The organism is Prochlorococcus sp. MIT 1304 (genome assembly GCF_047305015.1).
GTDB lineage: Bacteria > Cyanobacteriota > Cyanobacteriia > PCC-6307 > Cyanobiaceae > Prochlorococcus_A > Prochlorococcus_A marinus_E.
Genome location: NZ_CP138974.1, coordinates 1,440,812 through 1,463,276, shown reverse-complemented (window position 1 = coordinate 1,463,276; position 22,465 = coordinate 1,440,812). Strand labels below are relative to the sequence as shown.

General features: G+C 30.5%; 36 protein-coding genes. 15 read left to right on the top strand and 21 right to left on the bottom strand.

The window, feature by feature from the left end; genetic code table 11:
- The first annotated feature begins 17 nt into the window (after positions 1-17).
- On the top strand, positions 18-887 hold the full coding sequence (locus SIB45_RS08390; RefSeq protein ID WP_011863103.1) for a carbohydrate kinase family protein: 870 nt from the start codon (positions 18-20) through the stop codon (positions 885-887).
- 207 nt (positions 888-1,094) lie between these two features.
- The gene (locus SIB45_RS08385) at positions 1,095-1,448 is read left to right on the top strand and encodes a hypothetical protein (protein WP_011863101.1); all 354 of its coding nucleotides are present in this window, start codon (positions 1,095-1,097) and stop codon (positions 1,446-1,448) included.
- A 9-nt stretch (positions 1,449-1,457) separates the two neighbouring features.
- Here SIB45_RS08385 and SIB45_RS08380 read toward each other — a convergent pair whose 3' ends face one another.
- From SIB45_RS08380 to SIB45_RS08360, 5 genes are all read right to left on the bottom strand, one after another.
- Positions 1,458-1,976 carry a pentapeptide repeat-containing protein gene (locus tag SIB45_RS08380; RefSeq protein ID WP_011818579.1) on the bottom strand — a complete coding sequence of 173 codons (519 nt, stop codon included), beginning with the start codon at positions 1,974-1,976 and terminating at the stop codon, positions 1,458-1,460.
- A gap of 83 nt (positions 1,977-2,059) precedes the next feature.
- Entirely contained in the window at positions 2,060-2,533 is a 474-nt protein-coding gene (locus SIB45_RS08375) for a hypothetical protein (protein ID WP_011818578.1), read from the bottom strand.
- Positions 2,534-2,707: 174 nt separating this feature from the next.
- Entirely contained in the window at positions 2,708-3,565 is an 858-nt protein-coding gene (locus tag SIB45_RS08370) for a transglutaminase family protein (RefSeq protein ID WP_011863100.1), read from the bottom strand.
- Positions 3,566-3,576: 11 nt separating this feature from the next.
- Positions 3,577-4,518 carry an alpha-E domain-containing protein gene (locus SIB45_RS08365; RefSeq protein WP_011818576.1) on the bottom strand — a complete coding sequence of 314 codons (942 nt, stop codon included), beginning with the start codon at positions 4,516-4,518 and terminating at the stop codon, positions 3,577-3,579.
- Between the two features lies 1 nt (position 4,519).
- Positions 4,520-5,962 carry a circularly permuted type 2 ATP-grasp protein gene (locus SIB45_RS08360; RefSeq protein ID WP_011863099.1) on the bottom strand — a complete coding sequence of 481 codons (1,443 nt, stop codon included), beginning with the start codon at positions 5,960-5,962 and terminating at the stop codon, positions 4,520-4,522.
- 128 nt (positions 5,963-6,090) lie between these two features.
- On the opposite strand from SIB45_RS08360, the gene SIB45_RS08355 reads away from it, so the two are divergent.
- Positions 6,091-6,327, top strand: coding sequence for a hypothetical protein (locus SIB45_RS08355; RefSeq protein WP_011818573.1), 237 nt, complete (start codon positions 6,091-6,093; stop codon positions 6,325-6,327).
- 31 nt (positions 6,328-6,358) lie between these two features.
- Positions 6,359-6,592 carry a hypothetical protein gene (locus SIB45_RS08350; RefSeq protein WP_011863098.1) on the top strand — a complete coding sequence of 78 codons (234 nt, stop codon included), beginning with the start codon at positions 6,359-6,361 and terminating at the stop codon, positions 6,590-6,592.
- Positions 6,593-6,616: 24 nt separating this feature from the next.
- Here SIB45_RS08350 and SIB45_RS08345 read toward each other — a convergent pair whose 3' ends face one another.
- Positions 6,617-6,892, bottom strand: coding sequence for a hypothetical protein (locus SIB45_RS08345; protein ID WP_011863097.1), 276 nt, complete (start codon positions 6,890-6,892; stop codon positions 6,617-6,619).
- A gap of 560 nt (positions 6,893-7,452) precedes the next feature.
- Between SIB45_RS08345 and SIB45_RS08340 the strand changes: the two genes are divergently transcribed.
- Positions 7,453-7,608 carry a hypothetical protein gene (locus tag SIB45_RS08340; protein WP_011863096.1) on the top strand — a complete coding sequence of 52 codons (156 nt, stop codon included), beginning with the start codon at positions 7,453-7,455 and terminating at the stop codon, positions 7,606-7,608.
- Positions 7,609-7,626: 18 nt separating this feature from the next.
- Here the strand turns inward: SIB45_RS08340 and SIB45_RS08335 are convergent, their stop codons facing one another.
- The 3 genes from SIB45_RS08335 to SIB45_RS08325 form a co-directional block, all read right to left on the bottom strand.
- Positions 7,627-8,700 (bottom strand): WD40 repeat domain-containing protein, encoded by a 1,074-nt coding sequence (locus SIB45_RS08335; protein ID WP_011863095.1) that lies wholly within the window; start codon positions 8,698-8,700, stop codon positions 7,627-7,629.
- Positions 8,688-10,037 (bottom strand): CobW family GTP-binding protein, encoded by a 1,350-nt coding sequence (locus SIB45_RS08330; RefSeq protein ID WP_011863094.1) that lies wholly within the window; start codon positions 10,035-10,037, stop codon positions 8,688-8,690. Before SIB45_RS08330 ends, SIB45_RS08335 begins: the two co-directional genes overlap by 13 nt.
- A 77-nt stretch (positions 10,038-10,114) precedes the next feature.
- Positions 10,115-11,656: a metal ABC transporter solute-binding protein, Zn/Mn family gene (locus tag SIB45_RS08325; RefSeq protein WP_011863093.1), complete on the bottom strand. Its 1,542-nt coding sequence runs from the start codon at positions 11,654-11,656 to the stop codon at positions 10,115-10,117.
- Between the two features lie 136 nt (positions 11,657-11,792).
- Between SIB45_RS08325 and SIB45_RS08320 the strand changes: the two genes are divergently transcribed.
- Positions 11,793-12,563: an ABC transporter ATP-binding protein gene (locus SIB45_RS08320; protein WP_011863092.1), complete on the top strand. Its 771-nt coding sequence runs from the start codon at positions 11,793-11,795 to the stop codon at positions 12,561-12,563.
- Between the two features lie 13 nt (positions 12,564-12,576).
- On the opposite strand, the gene SIB45_RS08315 is transcribed toward SIB45_RS08320, so the two are convergent.
- Positions 12,577-13,011: a Fur family transcriptional regulator gene (locus SIB45_RS08315; RefSeq protein WP_011863091.1), complete on the bottom strand. Its 435-nt coding sequence runs from the start codon at positions 13,009-13,011 to the stop codon at positions 12,577-12,579.
- A gap of 17 nt (positions 13,012-13,028) precedes the next feature.
- Here SIB45_RS08315 and SIB45_RS08310 point away from each other — a divergent pair, with 17 nt between their 5' ends.
- Positions 13,029-13,814, top strand: coding sequence for a metal ABC transporter permease (locus tag SIB45_RS08310; protein ID WP_011863090.1), 786 nt, complete (start codon positions 13,029-13,031; stop codon positions 13,812-13,814).
- On the opposite strand, the gene SIB45_RS08305 is transcribed toward SIB45_RS08310, so the two are convergent.
- The 3 genes from SIB45_RS08305 to SIB45_RS08295 form a co-directional block, all read right to left on the bottom strand.
- Positions 13,815-13,961: a hypothetical protein gene (locus tag SIB45_RS08305; RefSeq protein ID WP_011863089.1), complete on the bottom strand. Its 147-nt coding sequence runs from the start codon at positions 13,959-13,961 to the stop codon at positions 13,815-13,817.
- A gap of 85 nt (positions 13,962-14,046) precedes the next feature.
- Complete coding sequence (locus tag SIB45_RS08300; RefSeq protein ID WP_011376589.1) at positions 14,047-14,295, bottom strand: hypothetical protein; 249 nt, start codon at positions 14,293-14,295, stop codon at positions 14,047-14,049.
- A gap of 230 nt (positions 14,296-14,525) precedes the next feature.
- Positions 14,526-14,696 carry a hypothetical protein gene (locus SIB45_RS08295; RefSeq protein WP_187146072.1) on the bottom strand — a complete coding sequence of 57 codons (171 nt, stop codon included), beginning with the start codon at positions 14,694-14,696 and terminating at the stop codon, positions 14,526-14,528.
- 458 nt (positions 14,697-15,154) lie between these two features.
- On the opposite strand from SIB45_RS08295, the gene SIB45_RS08290 reads away from it, so the two are divergent.
- Positions 15,155-15,538 (top strand): DUF1499 domain-containing protein, encoded by a 384-nt coding sequence (locus tag SIB45_RS08290; protein WP_041484697.1) that lies wholly within the window; start codon positions 15,155-15,157, stop codon positions 15,536-15,538.
- Between the two features lie 638 nt (positions 15,539-16,176).
- Here SIB45_RS08290 and SIB45_RS08285 read toward each other — a convergent pair.
- The 3 genes from SIB45_RS08285 to SIB45_RS08275 all read right to left on the bottom strand — a co-directional run bounded on the left by SIB45_RS08285 (position 16,177) and on the right by SIB45_RS08275 (position 17,442).
- The gene (locus SIB45_RS08285; protein WP_011863084.1) at positions 16,177-16,584 is read right to left on the bottom strand and encodes an OsmC family protein; all 408 of its coding nucleotides are present in this window, start codon (positions 16,582-16,584) and stop codon (positions 16,177-16,179) included.
- A gap of 126 nt (positions 16,585-16,710) precedes the next feature.
- Positions 16,711-16,953 (bottom strand): hypothetical protein, encoded by a 243-nt coding sequence (locus tag SIB45_RS08280; protein WP_011863083.1) that lies wholly within the window; start codon positions 16,951-16,953, stop codon positions 16,711-16,713.
- A 282-nt stretch (positions 16,954-17,235) separates the two neighbouring features.
- A complete protein-coding gene (locus SIB45_RS08275) occupies positions 17,236-17,442 on the bottom strand; it encodes a hypothetical protein (protein WP_041484696.1) in 207 nt (68 codons plus the stop codon).
- Positions 17,443-17,622: 180 nt separating this feature from the next.
- On the opposite strand from SIB45_RS08275, the gene SIB45_RS08270 reads away from it, so the two are divergent.
- Complete coding sequence (locus SIB45_RS08270) at positions 17,623-17,997, top strand: hypothetical protein (protein ID WP_011863081.1); 375 nt, start codon at positions 17,623-17,625, stop codon at positions 17,995-17,997.
- A 276-nt stretch (positions 17,998-18,273) separates the two neighbouring features.
- Here the strand turns inward: SIB45_RS08270 and SIB45_RS08265 are convergent, their stop codons facing one another.
- The 3 genes from SIB45_RS08265 to SIB45_RS08255 form a co-directional block, all read right to left on the bottom strand.
- Positions 18,274-18,588, bottom strand: a complete 315-nt coding sequence (locus SIB45_RS08265; protein ID WP_041484695.1) for a hypothetical protein — start codon at positions 18,586-18,588, stop codon at positions 18,274-18,276.
- A 131-nt stretch (positions 18,589-18,719) separates the two neighbouring features.
- Positions 18,720-19,490 (bottom strand): PAP/fibrillin family protein, encoded by a 771-nt coding sequence (locus SIB45_RS08260; protein ID WP_011863078.1) that lies wholly within the window; start codon positions 19,488-19,490, stop codon positions 18,720-18,722.
- A gap of 85 nt (positions 19,491-19,575) precedes the next feature.
- Positions 19,576-19,758: a Nif11 family protein gene (locus SIB45_RS08255; RefSeq protein WP_011863077.1), complete on the bottom strand. Its 183-nt coding sequence runs from the start codon at positions 19,756-19,758 to the stop codon at positions 19,576-19,578.
- A 238-nt stretch (positions 19,759-19,996) separates the two neighbouring features.
- Here SIB45_RS08255 and SIB45_RS08250 point away from each other — a divergent pair, with 238 nt between their 5' ends.
- The 5 genes from SIB45_RS08250 (at position 19,997) to SIB45_RS08230 (ending at position 21,236) form a co-directional block, all read left to right on the top strand.
- Positions 19,997-20,176, top strand: a complete 180-nt coding sequence (locus tag SIB45_RS08250; protein WP_011863076.1) for a hypothetical protein — start codon at positions 19,997-19,999, stop codon at positions 20,174-20,176.
- An 85-nt stretch (positions 20,177-20,261) separates the two neighbouring features.
- Positions 20,262-20,447, top strand: coding sequence for a hypothetical protein (locus SIB45_RS08245; protein ID WP_225866345.1), 186 nt, complete (start codon positions 20,262-20,264; stop codon positions 20,445-20,447).
- Entirely contained in the window at positions 20,448-20,750 is a 303-nt protein-coding gene (locus tag SIB45_RS08240) for a hypothetical protein (protein WP_011863074.1), read from the top strand.
- Positions 20,751-20,836: 86 nt separating this feature from the next.
- The gene (locus SIB45_RS08235; RefSeq protein WP_011863073.1) at positions 20,837-20,971 is read left to right on the top strand and encodes a hypothetical protein; all 135 of its coding nucleotides are present in this window, start codon (positions 20,837-20,839) and stop codon (positions 20,969-20,971) included.
- 85 nt (positions 20,972-21,056) lie between these two features.
- Positions 21,057-21,236 (top strand): hypothetical protein, encoded by a 180-nt coding sequence (locus SIB45_RS08230; RefSeq protein WP_011863072.1) that lies wholly within the window; start codon positions 21,057-21,059, stop codon positions 21,234-21,236.
- A 3-nt stretch (positions 21,237-21,239) separates the two neighbouring features.
- Here the strand turns inward: SIB45_RS08230 and SIB45_RS08225 are convergent, their stop codons facing one another.
- The gene (locus SIB45_RS08225; protein ID WP_011863071.1) at positions 21,240-21,419 is read right to left on the bottom strand and encodes a hypothetical protein; all 180 of its coding nucleotides are present in this window, start codon (positions 21,417-21,419) and stop codon (positions 21,240-21,242) included.
- A 136-nt stretch (positions 21,420-21,555) separates the two neighbouring features.
- Complete coding sequence (locus tag SIB45_RS08220) at positions 21,556-21,840, bottom strand: DUF1330 domain-containing protein (RefSeq protein WP_011376579.1); 285 nt, start codon at positions 21,838-21,840, stop codon at positions 21,556-21,558.
- 79 nt (positions 21,841-21,919) lie between these two features.
- Between SIB45_RS08220 and SIB45_RS08215 the strand changes: the two genes are divergently transcribed.
- Entirely contained in the window at positions 21,920-22,462 is a 543-nt protein-coding gene (locus tag SIB45_RS08215; RefSeq protein WP_011863070.1) for a PAP/fibrillin family protein, read from the top strand.
- Positions 22,463-22,465 lie beyond the last annotated feature (3 nt).

Here is a 22,465-nt window from a genome sequence, read left to right as displayed (position 1 = left end):
ATAGTATTTAAAAGCTTATGGTTGTTGAAAAGAATAATAAAGTTGAAGACTATAAATTTAAAAAAGGAAATTTAAATTTTGCTGTTGTTGGTCATGTTGAGTGGATAAATTTCTTAAAGGTCGATCAATTACCAAAAACAGGCGTCATTTCTCATTCTGAAAAATCTCTTGAGTATCCAGCTGGTGGCGGCTCTATTATCGCGAAAATACTTTCTGATTTAACTTTAAACCAAATTCATTTTTTTACGGCATTAGGTAATGATGAATATGGAGATAAGTGTTTCAAGATTCTCTCAAATATGGGAATTAAGATGCATGTAGCTTGGCGTGATAAACCAACTAGAAGAGGATTTAGTTTAATTGACTCTCAAGGTGAAAGAGCAATAACAGTTATTGGTGAAAGGTTAGCTCCAACTCATAAAGACAAGTTGGAATGGAATATTTTAAAAAAAATGGACGGAATTTTTATTACGGCATCTGATTCAGAGATTTTTAAAATGGCTAGAGCAGCTTCAATACTATGTACAACACCAAGGGTAGGATTAAATACAATTAATAATTCAAATGTTCTTTTAGATGGATTAATTGGCAGTAATCTTGATCCAGGAGAAGTTTTTTCATTTTCTGAATTATCGTTAAAACCAAAATATACTATTAAAACCGAGGGAGAGAAGGGAGGCATAATATTCCCAGGAGGAAGATATAAGGCTCTTAAAAACAAAAAATTAAAGGTTGATTCTTATGGATGTGGCGATTCATTTGCTGCTGGGATTCTTTATGGAATGGCATCTAAATGGGATATAGATAAAAGTTTAAATCTTGCTAAAGTAATGGGAAGAGACGCAAGTGAATTTTTCGGCCCATATGCAAATAGTGATGAAAAATAATTGAATTAAGACTTATATGAGCAATCTAGATAATAAAAATAAAAATCTACTTGTAGAAAACATTATTGTTTTCTTTTTATTTACTGTTTTTTTAGTTTTTAATTCTTTAAAAACTTTATCTAAAATTTTTACCTATGGAATCATAAAAAAAGAAATATTAACTACTAAAAGTAACTTAGGCGTAGATATAAAAATAAAAATTAAGTAATGAATGTATTTTTAGTTTTTCTAATTTTAGGAGTTATTTTTTTGGTCTTCAAAAAAATTAGTTCTAAAAAAACAAAAAACTTAAAATTAGATAAATTTAAAAATAAATTACAGAGCACGCAAACAAATATTGACAGGATTTTTTTAAGAGAGGAAGAAAAAACTTTTTCAAATCCTAATATAAATATTTATATTGGTGTTTATGACAATGAAGAAAATATAAATAGAAAATCCAATATACACAGAGCAAGACTTTCAAAATTTAAGAAATCCAAATTAAATGGCGAGATGATATTTCAAGACGATGAACAAAGGATTTATAAATTTAATGACGGTAAGAAAGTTTACTTATAATTTTTAATGCTAACTACACTCAAGACTTTCTCTTGTTGAAACTCCTGTTGTTGGATTGATCCCATCAGCGATTTCACAAAGATTTCTTTGGTCTTCGCTGTCAAGGATGGCATAAGAAAAATCTGCTCCTTCTATTTGAGCTCCTGCAAAACTGCTGCCTGATGCGATCATATTTATTAAAACAGCATTTCTAAGATCTGTTTTTTGGAAATTAACTCGATCAGAAAGAGTATCGGTCAGGTCGATTCCATTTAAATTAGAACCTTTTAAATCAGATAGGGTTAATGTAGTTCCATGTAAATCAACATCACTAAAATCTGCATCTCTAGCAACTGCTCCAGCTATAGAAGATAAATGAAGATCCTCTCCATGGAAATCGAATCCTGTGATATTAGATCTTACATAACTTGGAACTTCATCTCCTTCTCCCTTAACAGCAACATTCGCTCCAGCAAAAACTGGAGAGGATAAAACTAAGAAAGAAAAAGTTATACATAAAAAATATCTTAAAAACCTAAAAAATTTCATATTAATAAATTTGAGTAATTCTATTTTATAACAATTAGATAATTTTTAAAATTGATGACTAAATTTGGAACTCCTTTTTAAAATTATTTAACACTATAAATTTTGAATCTAGGCTCTAAATTGGTTATACAATCTAGAAGTTTTTTGTTATCTTTGCTATTCGTAACCTTGAATTCAGATTCAACTGTACCTTCTTTATCTCTTATAGCTTGATTTAAAACTATAGAACCGTTTTGGTCAGATACTGATCTATGAAAAGTTCCTCTAGGTATTCTTAAAATGTATCCGCAAGATTCTAATCTAACTTTATAAAAAGGATAATCCCAGCCAAAATTGACAAGAAAAAATGTTCTTCCCCCGGAGATAGCCAGTAGATTATCTTCTTGATTGTGATGTATGTAAAATTGCCAATTCTTAAATTCTTCATCATTTGGAGGACTAACTGCAGGCCCACTGTGAATAACTAGATCTCTATAGTTTGATTCATTAACACTAATATCAAAAAATCTTACATCTTTTGTATCGCGAAATTTTTCATAACTTATCAATTCAAACATTTTCGATTTGTTTGATTTGATAACTGGAATTTCTAAACTTGAGTTCAATTTTCTTTAAAGATTAAACAAATAAAAACAGATATATATATACAAGAACGTATCAATTAACACTAAAAAAGAAACATATTATTATTTATATTGTTTTGTTATTTTAAAAGATTAAAAATTTAGTGTTTATTTAATTTCAAGAGGTTTGATTTCCCAGGATAAAGTATTTTCTAAATTATTTTTTCCTATAAAGTTTCCTGTAATTACAGAGGTTAAATTAGATTTTGAAGAGGATACCAATGTTAAATATCTATCATCTATTAATCCTTTTCCGCTTGGATCAAAACCTCTCCAACCAGCACCTGGAATATATAATTCAGCCCAAGCGTGTAAATCCAACTCAGATGGTAACGGATCTTCAAAATGATAACCACTTACAAACCTACTTGGGATACCTATAGACCTGCAAGCTTCAACCATAAGCATTGCTAAATCTCTGCATGAACCTATACGTTCTCTAAGTGTTCTGCTAGCCGGCCATGCTGGACCAGTGTGTCTTTTGGTATATTTAACCCGATCTTGAATAATCTCTATTAGTTGGTAGGTAAATGATAATGCGTTATTAATGCTTCCTGCTAAGGCTTCTTGAGCAAGTTCTACTGCAGCGGGATCGTGTTGTCCATTTGGCATCCATCCCTCTAATGCTCCCTGTAAATCTCTGTTAATAATGCTTCTACAAAAAGGTAATGTTAAATCTCTATTTTTAACTCCATCAATAATGTTTGGATGTTTAATAGTTTCAACTTCACTGACTGATTCAATAATTAAATTATCTGTTAATCCATTAAATCTGATTCTATTAATCTCTTCCCCGCTGGCCGCAAGTAATGGATAAATAATTTCTGGTTCTGGGGTTATTTTTAATTCAAAATTCTTTAGCTTTTGGAATCCATTTGACCTTGGCTTTATACATAATCTATGCTCGCCTAATTGAACAGGGTCTTCGTATTTATATTCAAGTTTGTGAATGTATTTAATTCTCATTAATAAACTTATTAATTAATAAAATATTTTTCTTGAATGAGATCATTTAATTTATTTAAATCCATTTGCAATGAATCAATCGCCTCATGTAAACCATCATTGATTATATCTTCAATTCTGATATAACTCCACTTTGCTTTAAGCAAACCTCTCATGCATTCTAATTCTGAAGGATTTTCAGTACTTGGAGAGTTATCTATTGATTTAAGAGTATTGCTTATCCCATCAAGACAGTATCTTACTGATCTAGGGAAAATTGGATCAAGTAAAAGAAATCTCGCAACTGAATTCGGCTTTATAGAATTTTGCACTGCTTTCCTAAACATTTGATAAGCTCCAGCTGAACGTAAAAGTGCAATCCATTGCAGTTCATCAAGAACTCCTCCAAGTTCATCTAAGCTGGGTAAGAGTAAATAATATTTAACATCTAAAATTCTTGACGTTTTGTCAGCTCTTTCGATTAATCTACCAAGAATGCTGAATCTCCAGGCAAGATCTTTGCTTAGAGTCGCATCTGTAATTCCGTAAAAAAGCTGACATTCTCTCCTTATTTCGCTTAATTGTTCTTGTCTTGGTTTATTCCATATTGCTTCTCCTTCTTGCATATTCCAATATAAAATATTAATTTGTTCCCACATTTCTGTGGTCATAACATCTCTGATTTGTCGTGCATTTTCTCTTGCCATTTGAATGCAAGAAATTATACTGTTTGGGTTTAAACGATCTCTTATTAAAAAATTAATAACGTCATCAGGTTTTTTCTCTGGGAATCTTTTATCAAAAGATTCTCTGTCACTAGAAGCGTCAATTAACGGTAGCCAGGGTTCTGCACTTCCTGGCGGACAATCTAATGACATTGCTTCGCTTACTTCCACGAAACGAGATATGTTTTCCGCACGTTCTAAATAACGATTGATCCAATAAAGAGATTCTGCTACACGACTTAAAAGCATATTATTTACCTACAACCCATGTATCTTTGCATCCTCCACCTTGAGAAGAATTGACGACTAATGATCCTTTTTTTAATGCTACCCTCGTTAGCCCGCCTGGGCTAACCCATGAATCTTTTCCTCTTAAGATGTATGGCCTTAAATCAACATGACATGGATATAGTTCTCCATCACATAACGATGGCACAGTAGATAATTCTAACGTTGGTTGTGCTATGAAATTTCTAGGATTTTTTTTAATTTTATTAGCGAATTCTTCTATTTCACTGGTTGTTGAGTGAGGGCCAATTAACATTCCATAACCCCCGGCTTCTGCAACAGACTTAACAACAAGTTTTGATAAATTTTCTAGAACATATTCTCGATCCTTTTGGTAATGACAAATATACGTTTCTACATTTTTAATAATAATTTCTTCATCAAGATAATATTTAATCATTTTTGGAACAAATGAATAAATCATTTTGTCATCTGCTATTCCAGTACCAGGTGCATTTGCTAAAGCAACATGACCTGCCTTAAAAACATCAAGTAATCCGCTAACACCAAGGCAGGAATCTTTTCTGAAATTAAGAGGATCTAAGAAATCATCATCAATTCGCCTGTAAATGACATCTACTCTTTTTAATCCAGAGGTGGTTTTTAAATATACATAATCATCATTACAAATTAAGTCATGACCTTGAACTAGTTGGATGCCCATTTCTTGCGCTAGATAACTATGTTCAAAATAAGCACTATTAAAAATTCCTGGAGTAAGTAGAACTATCTTGGGAGTGTCAGTCCAAACAGCAAGCTCTTGAAGCGTTTTTAAAAGATATGATGGATATTCATCAATTGGTTTTACTATTCTTCCTGAGAAAAGATTAGGAAAAATATTTTTCATAACTAATCTATTTTCTAAAAAATAAGCAACCCCAGAAGGGCACCTTAAATTATCTTCTAAAACATGCCAATCTCCTTTTCTATCCCTTATTAAATCAAGTCCTGAAATTTGACACCATTTATTTAGTGGAGGTTTGAAACCTATCATCTGTGGTCTCCAACCTTCTGAACTCTCTACTAATTCTCTTGGAATTATTCCATCATTTATTATTTTTTGAGAATTATAAATATCATCAAGGAATAAATCTATTGCCTCAAGCCTTTGTTTTAGGCCTTTTTCTAACGTTACCCAATCATCTTTACTAATTATTCTGGGAAGTGGATCAAAAGGTAATATTCTCTCAGTACCTTTTAAACCAGTATCGTTTAATCTAAAAGTTGCACCATGTCTTAGTAATAATTTTTTTGCGGCAGAGTGATTCCTGTTTAATTCTTCAAGTCCCATATTATCTAAGGATGAAAGAAGTGGAATCAATATTTCTCTAGCAGAGTTAACATTGTCCTTAAAGTATTCATCAAAACTATTTTTAGGCTGATAACTTGAAAACATATATTTCATCGTTTAGTAACTTTTACTTTAGCTTTATATCTTTATTCGTATTTATAGCTACCAAAAATAATATCTCTTGACTCGATCTATATCATTATTTTGATCATTGAAGTATATTTCTTAAAAATCTAAAAAGCATGAGTTCTAGTAATTGGCAATTTGTTTTTTTTAGATATTTCGCAAGCTTTCTTTTTATCCTCTCTCATAGTTTGCTGGTTCTTGATCATCTACCAGTAGGGGCGGCACTTCATGGACTTGGGGAAGTTTTTATTGCTCCTTGGGCTTTTAGGGAAAGAGCATGGGATCTTGTCGTTATTGCAGTTTTATTTTTCTTCTTCGATATCTGGGGACTTATAAACACTCCTTGGAATTAACTGATATTATTTACTTACTAATTCTGAGAAAATGATATTAAAAATTAAGTTTTATTTTTATCAAATTTATAAAATAATTTTACTTTTATTACTTACGAATATTTCTAATTTGCATGCACATAATTTATTTAATGGTGGTTGCAAAGAACATTGCGGCCAAAAAGTTAAAGTAATAAGTAATAAAAACAAATTAAAAAATATTGATGATCAATTAAATATTGAGAATAAAAATTCTTGTTTAAATAAATCACTATGTAGAGGTTAACCTCTCGAGATTTTTTAAATTGTTTTATGAAAGTGTTTCTTTGATAATTATCATTAAAGTACTATTTGCTTGATAATTTTTATTAGGAGGATTTATTTGATTTTTAATTAAATAAATAAAAGTATATATTAAAGGTAGAAGTAATGATGACGCAGCAACTAAAGCAATTATCTGGTTCAACCTAATAAATGGTTTTTTTACAAGATCCTCTCCACACAAGCCACAAATCAAAGTACCATTTGAGGATTGTTTTTGAAATTGATATTTAGGATTGCAATATGGGCAATAATATTGAACCATTTAAAAATTTTATTGCTTTAATCATTATCTATAAAATTAGAAGAAAGTCATCTTACAACAAAAAAAGAGGGCTAATTTAAGCCCTCTTTTATCTCTTACTTATATTTTTTACTGAAGTTAATAACGCACCTAAATCATGGATCCTTGTTGCTAACTTCTATTAAGCTAATGCTCACCAAAATTAACTAATTGTCTTTAACTGGGGCAAAAACTCTAGAATTAAGCTTGTTTCTTAAAGGGCACCTAAACGATGCAGAAGAAGGAAGCTTAGACATTAATAAAAAATAATTGGAGCAGTTAATTAAATTAGTTCGGTTTATTCCGAAATTTCAGGCAGGCTATCGATCATTTTGAAAGACCTCCTAGAACTCAACAATATAAAATTAGGAAAATATTTCTCTAAAGACAATCCGTTTTTATACGCATTGCTTTTTAATTAAAAATGTCCGAGAGTAGTAATCAATCGTGCTAATTTTTTGAGATATTTTTAGTAAGTTTTGCTTATTTCTTTTGATATTTAATTCGTCTATCTTAATTTTAAATAATTGAGGAAATCTTTTATGAATCATTCGAAAGAAGTTAGTAAAACTGATAAATCAAATCCCATAGACGAATATTTTCAATGTCTCTCATATTGCGATATTCACCCAAAAGGGATAGATAATGACTGTGAGGTCATATGTATGGAAAGACATTTAAAAGCTAACTATTGGTAATTAATAAATTTCTACTTTTTACTTAAATCCCTTTGAAAAAAAGTTAGTACGAACTTTAAATTTCCATACATTTACAACACCTTTTGCATTAACTGCTGCAAGTGCACAATCATCAGGTCTCCATGATATTGCCCCTACCAAATCTCCGGCGAATGCAGCCCCAACTGGGTCTCCATTGCCGTCATTTTTTAGGAAACTTGCGACAACAGAACCATCCCTAGATCCTGAGGCTACAAGCATACCTTTATTTGAAAAGGCTAAGCTCGAAATAGGTTCTGTATGGTGACATAGCTCTCCTGGCATAGTCCCTTCTGGACCATTGCCTATAAAGCTCCATACTGTAATTCTTTCACTGCCGCTAGTCGCTAATAATTTTCCGCTGTCATCAAAAGAAAGGTGACTTGGTTTTCCAGGGTATCCAGTCATTTCAGCATCCATTCCTGTTGATCTTCTCCAAAAATGAACTGAATTGTCTTGACTACCACAGGCGACTATATCTCCATCAGGGCTTAATTCCATAGAGACCAATGATCCTTGCCACTCCAGTTTTTGATTCGTTTTATTTTTAACAATGTCAAAGAATGTCACTCTTCCGTAGCATGCAGTTGCAAGCTCATTTTTATTTGACCATGTTATTGCACTTACTGTGCTTGGATGGTCTTCTGAGATCCATTTCTCTTCTCCAATTTCATTAAAAACATATACTTTTTTTGAGGAAGCTATCGCTAGAAACAAACCGTCATTAGACCACTTGAGGTGTTCTACCCAACCCTTACCAAGATTAAGTGTTTTAATTACTTTACCCTCGTGGCAATTACAAATTTGAACATTTCCATCCTGACCTGATGTTGCAAAAATCTCGCCCTCTGGATGAATGGACATTGCTAATAGACCACCGGAGTGTGTATTTTCTTTTTTCCAAATAATTTTTCCAGTATCTCCTTCGAATGCAAAAATACCACCTGCCACGTCGCCAACAATAAATTGTTTCCCTTTAAGAGCCCAACCACATGCTATGGCATAATCGCTAACTTCAGCAGTCCATCCTTCATGGAACATGCCTCTTGGGCTAAATGGTTCTATATCAGGCATTTATCAAAGCCTTCTTGCATCTCTTTCTCATTTAAATTTCTACCGATAAAAACAAGTTGATTTCTACGAGGTTCGTTACCCCATTCTTTATCAGGTTGTGCAGTAAATAACATGTGAACTCCCTGGAAAACTATTCTCCTTGGGTTACCTGAGTAACTTATGAAACCTTTAGTTCTGAATATATCCACTCCTTTTTCTGATAGAAGTCTTCCCATCCAAGTATTTAGTTTTTCTGGGTCAACATCTCCAAAACGCTCTATAGCAATTGAGCCTACTTCATCATCATGTTCGTGCTCTGCTTGCCAGAATCTTTCAGTATTTAATGGAATCTCTTTATTTTCGTCACTTTTAATGACTTTCATATTGAATTCTTCAGCGGTGTGCTGTGTAAACAAACCTATTTTTGTTGGTTTTTCTATGTTCAGGATGAAAGATTTATTTCCTTTATCCTCCAATTTGAGATTTATATGTTCTCCATATGGGATGGTATTTCCAGGAACTAAACTATTAGCTTTTTCTGCATAAAGTCTCACGGAGGATTCAGAACCATCTTTAAGTTCTTCTTCACTCTCTCCTTGGTTAGCGAGGGCTACTAAGGACATTTCTGGATCGGGTCCTTCTTCTAGCATTAATTCATATTTACCTGCATCAAGATCGTAAACACCTGTCCATTCAAAAGGATATTCTGGTTCAAGGAATGTTGGCCTGCGTTTAAGGATTTGATCAAGATCAAATGCACTTAAATTTAAGACTGTTTCAATTGGTACTTTGGCATTCTCGGCTCTAATAATTCGGGTCATTCTGTTCATATCTCTCAATCTCGATTCAAGAGTATCTAGTGCATCATCAGATACTAAATCAGTTTTATTAAGGACAAGAACATCTGCAAATGCGACTTGTTCTGAACTTTCATCACTCCTGCCTAACTGTTGATCAATATGTGCAGCATCAACTAAAGTCACAATTCCATCGAGAGTAAATTCAGAACTAATTTCTTCATCCATGAAAAATGTCTGAGCAACTGGCCCTGGATCTGCTAATCCTGTCGTCTCTACTAAAACATAGTCAAACTTATCTCTTCTTTTCATAAGGTTGCCAAGGACTCTTATTAGATCACCGCGAACAGTACAACAAATGCACCCGTTTGACATCTCAAACACTTCTTCATCGGCATTAATTACGAGACCTTGATCTATACCTACTTCACCGTATTCATTCTCAATTACGGCTATTCTTTTCCCGTGCTCTTCACTTAGTATTCTATTAAGCAAAGTAGTCTTTCCTGAACCTAAGAATCCAGTGAGGATGGTTACGGGAACTTTATCTTTGATGCTCATTTATTGATTTTTACTAAATAAATAATAGTTTAATAATAGTAATAATAAGAAATGAAAACCGTTTTTATTAGAAAAATTTAATCTGAAAGTTTGTACCATTCAGACTCAAGATTGGAGCCAGATTCTTTATCACAGCTTCCACCTAATGAATCAACAATTGTACAAGTATTGTGAACAGCTACTGAAACCGTATTACCATCCATCATCAATCCATCAACGAATATTTGATTAGAAGCTAAAGGAACTGAACTTTGTCTACTTAAGTTCCTTAATAACTTAGATGCTGGAATTTGTTCAGGAAATATTGCCTGAACTTTCTCTTCATCTAACATTTTTAAAGTAGAACTTATGTTGTCTGGCCTTAAGCTTGAGGAGTCTCCAAGAAAGTCAAGTAAACTAATGGTTTCAAAACCAAATGCATCCCCGTAGTATTCCATTGCTTTGTGTTTAGAGACAATTACTCTGTTTTCCTCAGGAATAGAACTTACTTGTTCGACGATCCAACTATCTAAGTCTTCTAAGAGAGAATCAGCTTTTTCGAATCTTTCATTAATTAGTTTTCTGTCACCTCTATTAAAAACTGAAATATCTTTCTTTAAACTTTTGCTTATAAGATCTCCCATTTTTATGATGTTATGCGGATCATGCCATACATGTGGATCTAGACCTCCATGGTCATGATGATGATGCCCCTCACCTTCGTCTGGAACTTGTGCTATTGGTTCTACATCACTATTTGAAACGTCTTTAAAAAAGTGTTGAGTTGCTTCAAACTCAAAAGGCATGTGTTCAGTAAAAAATATATATTGACCATCTTCTTTGATATCCACGTTAAAAACAGTACTTTCTTTTTTTTGATCAAAGTTAAGAACAAAAGCTTTATTACTTGCTATCAAAGTACCATCATTTTTTCTGCTTATTGAGTCTTTAGATCCTAATAATTCTTTAGCTAAATCTTCAGACCCTTCTATGTCATTAGATTTGAGAATCACCATCTTCATTGCAGGATCTGCATATTCGCCATCTACTTTTTCAAATGACCATTTGTAAGAACCCTTAGAAAGTTGAAATTTGCCTGCCCATTCGAAAGCACCTTCAGCATGATCATCATGTCCACCATGGTCTGAGTGATCATCATGACCTCCATGATCAGAATGATCATCTACTTTAGCGGAATGTTTAGAATGATCGTCATGTCCACCATGGTCTGAGTGATCATCATGACCTCCATGATCAGAATGATCATCTACGTCTATTGCACTAACACCTACAACAACAGTATTCTTTTTATTTTCCCAATTTCTCATACTTGGCGTCATTTCTCTACCAAGAGTAAATACTTTGTCTGCGCTATTTAGTAATTTAGCTTGCCTTGGATTGATCTTTAAGTCATGAACATCTTGTTTTCTATCTACTAAGCATGTAACTTCGTCAGACGGTAATGCAATTGATTTAACTAAATCACAAACTAGTGGTTCTACTGCTACATATGACTTTCCTTTAGCCATAACATCCTGCCCAAAACCAGAAAATATAATTGTTCCTGCGATTACGGAATTTTTAATAATTGACTTACTCGCACCTTTTTTATTTGTTAAAAGTCTTTTAAAAATTGACATGAAAAATAATTAAATACTTAAAAATGATAATCATTTTCATTATCTCTGACAAGTGAAGGTATCAAATGTTATGAAAATAATACGCAACTTGTATTATTGGTAAGCTTGTAAAGTGACTTTTTTAAAAGATTAATTAATGGCTACTTTAGTCGCTGAAAATTTAACCTTTGCATACGCAAAAAAAAGTAAGCCAGTTTTGAATAAGGTATCGGTTGAGATTAAACCTGGAACTTTAACAGCGTTAATTGGTCCAAATGGCGCAGGTAAATCAACTCTTTTGAGAATTTTGCAAGGACAAAATACTCCTGATAAAGGAGAAATAAAAATTGATGGTGAAAATTTAAATAGATCTAGAGCTCTTGTGGCACTTATGCCTCAAAGAAGTTCTATGAATTGGAAGTTCCCCATCACAGTTGAAAAATTGGTATCTCTTGGTCAAATAAAGTATTCAAAATCAAGAAGTAATAACCCATTTCAAATTAAGACTCTTCTAGCATATCCTAATTCTTGGATTAATAAATGTTGTGAATTAGAGGCGACAATGCAGAGAGTAGGCATTGCAAGTTTGGCGAATAGAAGACTCGATTCTCTTTCAGGAGGACAGCAGCAAAGAGCTCTATTAGCAAAAACTCTTATGTCCCCGGCAAAAATATTTCTTTTAGACGAACCTTGTGCAGCTTTGGACCCGCCTGCAAAAGAGGATTTTCTTAAAATTGTTCGTCAACTTGCAGATGCCGGACTTTCTTTGCTCGTAAGTAGCCATGATTGGGGCGATTCTTTAAATAACTATGATCAAGTAATCGTTCTTGATAAAAGTGTCTTGGCAGTTGGTAGTCCTGACCAAATACAAGACAAATTAGAGGCAATAAACATTAGCTCTATAAACGAAAATAATTTCTGTGATTAGAGAATGTTCCTTTTTAATTCTGAGCTTGATAACAGTTTTGGCAAAGCCCGAAATATTCGAGGGTATGAAACAACAATTGGAATTTCTTTGGATTTGTTTTGGGTGTATGAATATCTTTTACCGGGCATCCTTCCATTTTTGATGTCTCACCACATTGAACACAAGTCAAATGATGAATGTCTCTATCTACGGGAGTGTACAGAACCTCTCCAGTTGGGAGATGTCTAGAACGAATTAAACCATGCTTTATCAGAACTTGAAGATTCCTGTAAACAGTCGTCAGTCCCATAGCTTTTCCGCTTTCTATCAATTGTCTATGCAACTCTTGACCAGTCAATTCATCCTCGCATTTATTAAGTTCTTCAAGAAGTTGTTCTTGTCTTTTGGTAATGTCAGACTTAGTTACCATTGTTTCCGAAATCTTTTTTTGTCCCGTATTTTTGATCATACCGAATCATTCGAATAATGTCTTTTATTAATAACAACTGGTGGCTGGTTCCATTAATAATAACTATATTCTCCGGGATTTTATGCCCAGCTATGGGAACTGTATTAATCACTCATAAGAGATTATTACAAGTTAATTTAATCTCTCATTGTGTGTTGCCCGGACTAGCTCTCGCATTAGCGCTTGGAGTTCACCCCTCAATTGGTGGTGTTATAAGTGGTCTTCTGGGCTCAGTAATTGCGGAAAGTTTAACTAATAGAAAAAGTGAAAATTATGAAGCAGTTATGAATACTATTCTCGCTGGAATGCTTGGATTTGGGGTCCTTATAATCCCTTTACTCGGAATAAGGATTGATTTGGAGGCAGTATTATTTGGCGATTTATTGACAGCAAATTTTGGAGATTTACTTAGAACAATAATTGCTTTTTTAGTATTTATACTTTTAATGACTTTTGGATATGAAAAGGTTGTTTATGTGGGATTGGATCCAGAAGGTGCATCCGCGAGCGGTATAAACGTTTCTTTATTAAATCTTGCTTTGAGTTTTACGACGGCATTAGTAATTGTTAGTTCAATGTCAGCAGTGGGAGTAATTCTTGTAATTGCTCTTCTTTCTACTCCAACTTTGTTAGGGCTAAATAAGGCTCATAGTTTAAGAATTGCAATGATGAGGTCTTCATTTTTTGGATTATGTATCTCACTTCTTGGATTTATTCTCTCTATAGTCTTTAATCTTTCGCCTGGACCTGCAATTAGTGTTATTTGTGTCGCATCTCTTTTTATTCCTAAACTTCGTAAATAATTAAATCTTAAATGTCCAATCAGAGTTTAATGCTTGAGCTTCTGGATTGTTTTTTAAAGCTACTTCCATAGCCTCTTTTTTATTATTAGCTATAACAACTTCATCAAATTCCTTTCCATTTTTTTTGAGACTTACTTTGAAACGCATAAAAAAATTTTTTAATTAATCAAAAGTTAACCACTAAGCAACTAGATTTAAATACTTTTAAAAGTTAATTGATGAAATAGAAACTTTAGTTATTTTGAAGTTTTTCTACTACAGATTCTTTCTCAATTTTAGCTACATCCTGTAATCCATTAGCATCAAACCAAGGAGCGTTTTCCCAATTAAATCCTTCACCAAACGTATTATCGGGAGCAGCTACGTACCAGTGACACGATGAATCGGGAACATCTACAGCACATTTTGACCAGTCAGCTTCCCACTGTGGAACTTGTACCCACATCACAGATGCTAATAAAAAAGAAAAAATAAAATTCATAATTATCGGTTAGCAAAATTTTGAAAGATTTTTTTCACATTCTTTCTTTCTTTTCTTCCAGTAATTCTCAAGTATTTGATATTTATGCTTATTTTTGAATTGACTTAAATGAATATTATTCTTATTAAGAACAGAAGTATTTTTGATTTTCATGACTAAAGCTGTCTATGTAGAACATATTTAAGACACTTTATAGATTTTTTGAAGTGAATTTATACTTAATTTTTGTCTTACTTTTGTTTAGGTAAGTATTTTTCTGGATTATTTTCAATATAAGTAAGCGAATATTTGACAACACCGACTATTACTGAAAAAAGAGCAATTGCCGAAATAATAAAAATGATTTTTTTGTAAATGCTTTTCATGAATTTTTTATGTTTTTGATTATTTTTTTCATCCAAGCCCAATTCTTCTGAAAGTTTTAAATAATTAGTAATTTATACTGTAGCCTTTTAAATTACTTACAGAGTAGATTAAATATATCAGAAACTCCTCACACACTTTTTTCTGATAACTTTAAAAGTACTCGACTGAAATGTTAGGGTACTTTTTGTTTTTTTTGCTATGTGACAGTTAAGATAGAGGTCTATTAGGCATTACATATTTCAAATTTAAGTGTGATATTAAGTTTGTGTGTAGGAGGAATTGATTTATTTCAGTGGAAACAAGGTAACACTTGATGTAAATTAATTTTAAAAAGATCTCTCTTTGAGAGATCTTTTTTTTTGGATATTATTGGAAATACATATTAAATCCTGAATATAAAAAAATATATGCTTTCTTAAAAAAATAATTAGATACTTCATTACAAATTAGTAATTTATTTAGTTAGATTATGATTTGTTTAATTCTTCTGTTAATGAAAATACTTTTTTTAGCAATTTTAATTTGTTCAAGCTTTTTATTCCCTTCTTCATCATTTGCCTCACATGTAGAACTAAAACCTTGTGTAGAGATTGCTCATTGTGTACGAGAAGAATGGAAGGTTAACAATATTGAGAAACCTTTTGAAGAGATTAAAACATTTATCGAAAATACTCCAAGAACTGAGATTGTAGAAATTGATGGCGATTATCTTCATGCTGAGGCTACCAGTAAATGGATGAAGTATGTAGACGACTTAGAAGTATCCTTTTTACCTGAATCAAACATCTTATCAATAAGATCAGAATCAAGAGTTGGAGAAAGTGATTTGGGAGTAAATCAAAAAAGAGTTGATTTACTAAAATCGAAAATGTTTTAAATAAAAGTAAAAAAAACTAATTTGTTTTTATTGTTTTTTGTATAACTTTTCCATTTTTAAAAAAAATTAGCAGATAAAAAAGTAATAATTGTCATCATGCCTTGATAATGGCAAATTTTTAGATTTTCTCTTAAAAGATGATCATAAATTTTATATATTTATTGTTATCTAGTTTTGTTTTTTTCTGGTTTTATATAAACATTAAAAAATATGGACTTAAATGGATAATCAAAGGTCTTTTTCAAATTGGAATATTGGTATTATTCATTGGAGGGTTTTTCAAAATATTTTTCACCTTACCCCCTAATTTATTTACAAAAATACTTTTTCTTGTTATTTATACATGGTGCACTGTTGGAATAAATGTAAATTTCATGATCCCTTTGATTAGTTTGATTGACCAAAAAATAGTGAAAAAATAAAACTAAAATATGCCTTAATTTTTAGTACAAAAATAAATCTATTTCCTTAATCTGCAATATTAAAATTTATAAGATTTATTTTTTTCCTTTTGAAAGTCTTTTTCTTGTATACCTAGTCTTTAATGCCAAGTCTGTCATTACATATATTCCAAATAAAAGAATGACTATTCCAATAAAGTATTTCATTATTTTTAATGTAATTACTATCTTTGAGATTTATTCATGATGCCAACTAATTTTAATATCTATTTCTTGAGATAAATTTCTTGTAACTGGACATTCTTTGGAAGCTTTTTTCAAAAAATCAATAGTTTCATTAGAAGTGCTTACTGGGATAAAAATATCTATTATTAGTTTTTTTATCTTCCTCTCGCTATTTTGTGTCATTACTTTTTCAATATTTAAATATATACCTTTCAAATCAAATCCTTTCGAATTAGCTTTGATTGCCATAATGGTTAGCAGGCAAGTACCTAGAGATGTTGCTAATAAATCAGTTGGGGAAAAACTTTCACCTTTACCGCAGTGATCTAAAGGTGCATCAGTTCTAATAAGACTTCCAGATTGTAGATGAATAGCCTCACAGTTTAAATTTCCTAAATAAGAACATTTAACTTTAGTCATTTTAAAAAATTAAATTAGGAAAAAATTATTTATAAAAAATTATGGAACATAACAAGATTATTGATTAGAAATTTTTATTTGCATATTAGTGGAGTATTAAGGAAATTCATCATTCAGGTTTTGAAATCAGTTTTTATATCCATATTCCTCTAGGCAATACTCAATTAATTCAATTGATTTATTAAGAGTTCTTTTGTTTTTATTTTCTAGATCGAAACATTCATTTAAAACACGTATAGATTCATTTAAAAATGATTCTTCTTTATTTTTTAAATCTTTAACTTGATTTATATAAATTAATTTTTTAATCCCAATAAGGGAAAATATGATTATTGATATTGTAAAAATTGCGATTTTGATTTTATTCATACAATTAGTTATTAAAAATATTTTAATTAATTTAATATCTAAAAACTTTACATAGCTTATAGAACTAAGTAATTACATATGTAGCTGCTGTTATTGCTACAGCAGTAATTGAAATTAAGATGTATGGAACAACCTTTAAAGGAATATATAGATTATTTTTAGACATAACTAAAGCCCTTTATAAAATTCTTACATTCTCTTTAAAATTTATAAGTCTTCAAATATACAAATTAATTTTCTTTGCAAAAATTCAATTCTTTAAAAAGATTAAAAAATTTATATTCATTGAATTTTCATTAAATAAAGTATTTCTAAATCCTGTCTAGAGTCCGATATTTTTCTTTTTAAGAAGATTAATTCTTCTTGGCTCATTTTTGATTCTTTTATCATCAATTCTGCTTGTTCAATAGCATGTTCTATATTTTTAATTTTAATTTCTCTTATTGATGGATTATCTTTACATGCTTTTTTAGTATTCGCATCTAACATATTTACTAAAAAAAACACCTTGAGTTTAATCTAAATTAAAACTTTATTATGCTACAACCGCAAACTTAATTAAAATAAATTACTATTTATACAAGAACTTTAACCTTAGCTAACCCTCTCTTCAATTGATCGAGTGGGTTTTTTTTATGGTGTAATATACTCCTAGCATTTAATACTAATTTGGAAGATTCAAAACTTAATCCTGAAGAAAATAATTCAATCGAATCGTCCCCCAATTTGAATGAAGACAATAAAGATCTTAATGAGGGGATTAAAAAAGAAGAAAATGTTAAAGCATTTACAGAATTTCTAGAGAAAGCAAGCAGTCAAGATTCTTCAAAAGAAAATGTAAAACTTGATTCTGATCAACAAAAAACAAAAATTGATAAATCACTTTTTAAAAGATTTCTTAATAATGGATTTGATGGAATTTCAACAAATCCAAACTATAAAATGTTGGCATTATTAATAATCCTTTTAATTAATTTGTCTCTATTTTTTGTAATTGGCAATATGGGTAAAGCGTTTTTAAGAAATGCTGGAATTATGGGTTAGAAATTATTTATTTCTTTTTGGATAATCATCTTTACAATTTTGATTCTTCAAATGAAACTGTGATATTTTCTTGTCAAATTAATATTTAAATAAAATTTGGATAATAAAGAGCCAGAAAATCCAGTCATTTATCTTTCTAATTTAGTCAAAAAATTAGATGTAAAAAACAGAAATGGTTTAGTAGCCTTAGCAATAGTAAACCTTTTAGTAATTCTTTTATTTAAATTTTATTTGAAAGGATCTGGATTATTATCTTAAATTTGCCCGCTGGTATTATTATTCAACATTTTCAAATTGCTTCGCTAATCTAAATGCCTTCTTAATTATTAGAAAGCCACCATATGATCCTGCCAGTAAAGGTAATACTATTAAAGGGTTAGGGGAATAATCTGAATAATTTTTCACACCCTCAGCATATTCATAACCTGAACATTTAAGAAAGATAAAGCTAAAAAATGTGATACTCCAACCAATGATTGATAAGAAACCACCTTTTTTATCTCCTTCGTAGAATCTGTCTAGACCAAAGCCCCAACCTCCTATTAGGAATATTCCTCTAACAACTGAATTTTTTTCTTGTTTTCTAAGTATAATAAAAAAATGTTCATCATGAACATAACCTATTTGTATTTAAGATGTGAGATGTTTTTATTAATTAATCTTTAAAATAATTTTTTTATGGTTTTTTCTATAAATTACAAAATTATTATTCAGTGTTTTAATTAATAATTAGAGATTGTATTTGAATTCAACAAGGAAATTGAAGGCCTTATATAAATAAAAAGAGACCCATACATATCCTGCATAATTCTCATTTCATCGTCTAAATATACAATTGAAACCTGGCAATTTGGCGATTCTTTATTCCAAGGTAACTTATTCCATACCTCTTTAACTGGATACCATCTATCCATAAGTAATTCACTAAATAATGGAATCTTATTAAGTCCATCAACTTTAGAAACTTTTGTCTTTTGTAAGTTCATATCAAGTAAATTATTTCTTAAAACTAAATCACTTGCTAAGGTTATTACTCTTCCACCAAAAGTAGGTAATAGTTTGAACCAACCCAAGATAGGAATTGTTGTGAGCCCAAATATTGTAGTGTCAAAAGTAGATATAAATTCTTTTTTGTCAAAATCAATCTTTTGAGCAATTCTCCCAATAGTTGAAATGCCAAAGGATCCTACTTGCAATTGATGTAATTTAAAAAAAAGATTACTTTTAAATTCATCATTTAATGCCTTTTCAATAGCAAGGAAGAAAGGTGAACTTCGAAATAATTCAACATTAGAAAAAATTAATTCCCACTCTCCAGACAATAATTTTTCTGATATTTCAAAACTAAAGTTTTTAAGAGCATCAATCAATTCATCCATTTCATTAGCTTTTTCCTCATACATAGGAGAAATTAATTTATTTAATCTTTGACCTCTATCTGTAACAGCAGCTATTTTATATATATTTGACTTTATTTCTCCAATTTCTTTCATAACTCCAATACAAGAAATACAAATTTATCTTAGGAATTTAATTTGAAGTTGATGGCAATTTTAATAATACTGGTAATAAAATCAATTAATATTCTCCCCACCTTTTACCAATATCAAAACCCCATTCAGTGGTTAATCTAATTACTTCATCATGATTCTTGCATTTTGAAAGGGATAACTTTTTACTAGGATTATTTTTTATTAGCTCAGCAATTTGATTAAGTTGCTCTATTTTTTTTAGAAAATTACTTAGATCTTTATCTGACATTTATCTAGGAAGTAAATTTTTGATCATAAGTAAATATGTAATAAAGAACCCAGGCAACACCAATAATCAGAATTGCAATCATTATATTTACTGACCAAACTACTTCTATCATGTAATTTTTTTTTATATTTTTAATATATCCAAAATTTAGACTAAATTAACCGTTAATAATTTAAATCAAGAACAATACAATACTTTTTCTCGGTGTATAAAATAGTCTAAAATAGTTTAAAAAATTATGGGAGAAGCTAAGAGAAGAGAAGAGTTAGGTTTACCACCTAGAGAGAAGAAAAAGGAAAAAAAAACATCGAAAAATCAACTAAACAAAATTTTAAATAAATATCCCTATTTACCTTTCATTTTAGGTTTTTCATTACTAGCAATATTAATTATCGATTTAATTAATTACTACAAATAGATATATAAAAAGGGGATACTTTTAGCAGAAGATAAGATTATCTTCGCAATTGCGAAATTATTTTTCCATAATAAAAATAAAACTTATGAAACCCATTAACACCTCATGCGCCTTAATTTTAGGGGTACTAACTTTGTTTTCAATATCTAATGCAAATGCAGGTGGTTGCAGTTCTCATACTGAGAAGAAGGCAGAAATTGAATGCTTATCTGATGATAAAAAATGCATAGAAGCGAAAGAAAAAGAATCACTATACAAAGTTGAGGCCTAAATGTTTGATAATCTTGGAACTGCTCTAGTACAGGCATTAGGCTTCTTTGCTGTTTTTGGGTTTTTTGTATATCAAACTTTATTTGCAGATAGAAAATCCAAAAATTCAAAACCAAATCCTAAAAAAACAAAGATTTCCGAAACAAAGGAATCAATTAAAAAAGAACCTAAAAAAGGCTTATTTAACAGAAAATCTAAACCTATTGAAGAGAATTTACCAGTCCAAAAAAAGGGATTATTTGGGAGAAAAAAAGAAGTTACTAAAGAAGAGATTAAACCAAAGAAAAAAGGTTGGTTTAAATAGGTAAAGGTACTTAAACTCTTTTTTGATATCTTTTATACAAAAACTTTTTTTAGGAGCTTTATAATTTATAGAATATAATTTTCAAAATGAACCATAGAGAAATCACAAAAAAATATAGCGAGTTACTTAACAAAGCTGAGTTTGCTACTGGCCGTAAGGAAGTTGTAGGTCTTTTAAAAAAAGCTGCAAAGTTGAAATCTCAGATTGAAATCAATTGTTAGATCTTAAAAGTAGTTTAATTCTAAATGTAAAAAATTTTTTTAAATAAGTATTTACATGAGATAATCTGCATAAATTACTTTTCTTATGGATAAAAAAGGTTATACAACCGAAAGCGGTGGTAGACAAAATGGTTTCGCAATTGAACCAAAAATTAACCCCATATCAGAAGGCGAATCAAGGAAATCGATATTTTTATTTATAGGAATATTAATGCCTTTCCTAATAGGTGGTTTTTATTATTTAAGGTCTCTGAATATATTCTGATATTTATAAGCCATTTTTAGCAATATATTCTTCTGAACTAACTATATCTTGCATTAAGCTCTCTGATGATGGATTAAATCCATTTTGCTCTAAAAAAGATTTAACCTTTTCAAATTTTTGCTGAATTTTTTTTGTATATGGAGTTGTCATCAAATAATCATCTTTTTCTGTTGAATAGTTCATTTGATTAACGGATTACTTTTACAATTAAATTGTGCAAAATATGCTATTGCTAGTGAAGTTATAAATATTACATAAATAATTTAATAGTAATAAATACTTATAAGTTGTTTGTTTGAGGTCGCTATTGGTTGATTTTTTAAAGAGTACTTATAGTAACTAGTTCCATTAAATCTCTGGACTGCAGATATTTTTGAAATACTTCAGAATAAAATGCTTTTTTAGCAGCAAATTTTGATTCGAATTCAATTACTAGTCCAAGCTGCCCTCCATCCCATTCATTTGAGGTTGATTCTTGTATTAAATCTCTTTTTACTATTACTCCTCCCACAGATTTAATCCAAGGCAATACTGTCCTTATATATTCCAGAAATAAATCTGCATTTGGAATAGAAATTTTCTTTAGCCAATAGCTCTTTGTCATCAAATCAAGATATTCTGGATAGAATATAGCATATGGAGGTAAGTATTTATCCTTAGCTATATACTCCAACGTTTATTAAATGGAAACCGAAAATAATTTATTAAATTTACTTCTTAAATCTCCAAATTCAGAGAGTATACGTACTATTGCCGAACAACTTGAAATTGATCATAATTTTTCCTTTAGCAAAGATAAAAATGATTTACAGGGTGTTTGGGAGCTTAGGTGGAGTAGTTCTAATAGTCCTTTTTTAAAATATTCTCCTTTTATTGATAACCTTCAAATTCTTGATCCCTTAAATTTAAATGGTCTTAATTTACTTAAACCTAGAGGAATAAAATCAATTATTGGTACTGGTATTTTAATAAGACTTAATTACATAGATGAAAAAAAAATTGGGGTCAAATTTACACATGCTGGCGTTATAGGTCCTAAATTTGGAAGAAAAAATATAAAGGCTATGAAAGAAATAAATAATGAACAATTAGGGTGGTTAGAGATAACTTATTTAAGTAATAAGCTGAGAATCTGTAGAGGTGATAAAGGAACTTTATTTGTTTTAAGAAAAATAAATTCAACGACTTTATTCAAGAATTTCAAGGAATTTTTAAAATCTATTTAAAAT